Below are 2,942 nucleotides of genomic sequence, written 5' to 3'. Positions count from 1 at the left end.
AACCACCCGGCGAGCCTGAGCACCCCGCGAGACGCCGTGCACGACGTTCCCCACCGGCTCGCCCGCCGCCAACGCCAGCAACCCAGCCGTCAGTTCGGCCCGGTCCGAACCCACCACCACCGCACGGTGATCGAACAACGACCGCGACAACAACGCCGCACCCACACCCACCGGCTCCAACTCCGCCGACTCCACCGCCGACAGCAGACGCTCCGCCTGACCCCGCACCGCACCCGCCGTACGACCCGACACCACCCACGCCACCGGAGAGACCACACCCGTCTCCGCCTCGACCGCGACCTCCGCCGGAGCCGCCGGAGACTCCAGGATCACGTGCACGTTCGTCCCGGACATCCCGAACGCGGACACACCGGCACGCCGGGGCCGCCCAGTCTCCGGCCAGGCCAACGCCTCCTTGAGCAGGCGCACTTCACCCGTGCTCCAGTCCACCCGGGTGCTCGGCTCGTCCACGTGCAGGGTGCGGGGCAGCACCCCGTGCCGCATCGCCAGCACCATCTTGATCACACCCGCCACACCCGCAGCCGCCTGCGTATGACCGATGTTCGACTTCAACGACCCCAGCCACAAAGGCCGCTCCGCCGACCGCCCCTGCCCGTACGTCGCCAGCAACGCCTGCGCCTCGATCGGGTCACCGAGCGTCGTACCGGTGCCGTGCGCCTCCACCACGTCCACGTCGGAGGACGACAACTCCGCGGCCGCCAGCGCCTGCCGGATCACCCGCTGCTGCGACGGACCGTTCGGCGCCGTCAACCCGTTCGACGCACCGTCCTGGTTCACCGCACTGGACCGCACCACGGCCAGCACCTCGTGACCGTTCCGCTCCGCATCCGACAACCGCTCCACCACGACCACACCGACACCCTCGGACCAGCCCGTCCCGTCCGCCGCGTCCGCGAACGCCCGGCACCGCCCGTCCGACGACAAACCGCCCTGCCGGCTGAACTCCACGAACGTGGCCGGGGTCGCCATCACCGTGACACCGCCTACGAGGGCCATGGAGCACTCGCCCGCGCGCAGCGCGTGACCGGCGAGGTGGAGCGCCACCAGCGACGACGAGCACGCTGTGTCCACGGTGACCGCGGGACCTTCGAGGCCGAGGGTGTAGGCGACCCGCCCGGAGACGACGGCGGGGGCGTTGCCCGTCAGCATGTGGCCCTGGAGGTCGTCGGACGACCCGCTCATGACGTCGCTGTAGCCGTAGGGCGCGGCGCCGATGAAGACGCCGGTCGGGGTGCCCGCGGTCTTGCGGGGGTCCAGGCCGGCGTTCTCCAAGGCGGCCCAGGACGCTTCGAGCAGCAGCCGCTGCTGGGGGTCGGTGGCCAGCGCCTCGCGGGGCGAGATGCCGAAGAACTCGGCGTCGAAGCCGCTGGCGTCGTCCAGGAAGCCGCCGCCGTTGGGGATGTCGTGCAGCAGCTCGGTGTCCCAGCCGCGGTCGGTCGGGAAGCCGCCGACCGCGTCGCCGCCGTCGGCCACCAGCCGCCAGAGGCCGTCGGGGTCCTCGACGCCGCCGGGGAAGCGGCAGGCCATGCCCACGATCGCCAGCGGCTCGCCGACCGCGTCGACCAGGTCCTGATGCTCCTTGCGGAGTCGCTGGTTCTCCAGAAGCGACGCGCGCAGCGCCTCAACGATCTTATCCGAGGACTGAGTCATTTGGGCTCCGCTGTCTCTGAATCCGTGATCGTGTCGAATGAAGCGCTACAAAGGCGATCGTGGACGCCGGTCACGCTCATACTTCGCTTTCGGAAATACCGAGTTCGTCGTCGATGAAGCGGAAGACCTCGTCGGGGGTCTCCCAGTCCTCGTCCTCGCCCGTGTCCTCCGCCTCGGCGCCCCGCCAGGAGTCGAGGATCGAGCGCAGCCGGTGCGCGATGGCCTCGCGTTCCTCGGCCGCGACCTCAGCTGCGGCCAACGAGCCACCGATCAGGTCGAGTTGGGCGAGCAGGGATGCCGCAGTGCCGTTATCGGCGCCCGGCGCCGCGCCGAACTGCTCGGCGAGGTGGCCGGCGAGGCGCTGCGGATTCGGATAGTCGAACACCAGGGTCGACGGAATGGCGAGGCCGGTCGCCGTCTGGAGGCGGTTGCGCAGTTCCAGAGCGCTGAGGGAATCGAATCCGAGTTCCCGGAAAGCCTGGGTGGTGTCGATCTGCTCGCGCGAGGCATATCCGAGCACCGCGGCCACGTGGTCGCGTACCAGCGCGAGGAGGTGCTCCGTACGGTCGGGAAGGGCCAGCGCCGAAAGGCGGTCCGCCAGGGTGCCGGCCTCCTGTCGGCGGTCGGCAGCGGACGGCCGCCCGCGCTTGCCGGCGAGGGTGCGCCACAGCGGGGGAAGGTCGCTGCGGGTGCGGAGGGCGCCGATGTCCAGCCGGGTCAGCGCGACGGCTGCTTGCGGACCGGCCAGGGCCGCGTCGAACATCGCCAGGCCCTGGTCCACGGTGAAGGGCGGGGTCCCGGAGGCGGTGATACGGCGCATGTCCGCCTCCGACAACTCGCCCGTCAGACCCGCGCCTTGAGACCACGGGCCCCACGCCATCGACACCGCGGGAAGACCGGCGTGACGCCGGTGCTGCATGAGCGTGTCCAGGAAGACGTTGCCCGCCGCGTAGTTGCCCTGACCCGGGCTACCCAGCACACCCGCGAGCGAGGAGAACACCACGAACGCCGAGAGGTCACGGTCCCGGGTCAGCTCGTGCAGATGCCAGGCCGCATCCACCTTCGGCGCCAGCACCCGAGCCAACCGCTCCGCAGTCAGCGACGAGACCAGCCCGTCGTCCACCACCCCCGCCGTGTGGACCACACCGGCCAACGGAACGTCCGCCAGCAGCTCCGCCAACGCTCCACGGTCACTGACATCACAGGCCGCAACCCGGGCCCGGGCACCCAACTCGGCCAGTTCGGCAATGAGTTCGGCGCCGCCACCACGA

General features: G+C 71.1%; 2 protein-coding genes. Both read right to left on the bottom strand.

Annotation, left to right across the window (positions count from 1 at the left end; translation table 11 throughout):
* A partial coding sequence (locus WA788_RS35180; RefSeq protein ID WP_335984492.1) for a type I polyketide synthase occupies positions 1–1,671 on the bottom strand: 1,671 nt, incomplete at its 3' end.
* Between the two features lie 76 nt (positions 1,672–1,747).
* Positions 1,748–2,942, bottom strand: a 1,195-nt coding sequence (locus tag WA788_RS35175) for a type I polyketide synthase (RefSeq protein ID WP_335984489.1), incomplete at its 5' end; no start/stop codon positions are given.

It is taken from the genome of Streptomyces sp. CA2R106 (assembly GCF_037034245.1).
Taxonomy (GTDB): domain Bacteria; phylum Actinomycetota; class Actinomycetes; order Streptomycetales; family Streptomycetaceae; genus Actinacidiphila.
The sequence above is the reverse complement of the archived record's forward strand: the minus strand, read 5'-3'. Positions and strand labels throughout refer to the sequence as shown.